The 245-nt window shown below is 66.1% G+C and carries 1 protein-coding gene; it reads left to right on the forward strand.

Annotated elements, in window-relative coordinates; translation table 11 throughout:
* The first annotated feature begins 14 nt into the window (after positions 1 to 14).
* The gene (locus tag IO36_RS49480) at positions 15 to 98 is read left to right on the forward strand and encodes a SapB/AmfS family lanthipeptide (RefSeq protein WP_209441265.1); all 84 of its coding nucleotides are present in this window, start codon (positions 15 to 17) and stop codon (positions 96 to 98) included.
* Positions 99 to 245 lie beyond the last annotated feature (147 nt).

Here is a 245-nt window from a genome sequence, read left to right on the forward strand (position 1 = left end):
CCGAGGCCACCCCGATCGACGACACCCTCGCGAGCACCAGCTCCCTGAGCGTCCTCAACTGCGGCACCAGCACCGTCAGCACGATCCTCTGCGTCTAGCAGGCGAGGCCGGGCACTCCTGACCGGTCACCCCACGTCCCAACACGATCAGCCGAGTTGCGCACCACAGACTCCCGGCCGCCCGGCCGGGTGATCCACCCGTCAGTGAAATGAAGGAGAAACGCCATGATGATCCTCGACCTGCAG

It is taken from the genome of Streptomyces aureus, assembly GCF_000725495.1.
Taxonomy (GTDB): domain Bacteria; phylum Actinomycetota; class Actinomycetes; order Streptomycetales; family Streptomycetaceae; genus Streptomyces; species Streptomyces aureus_B.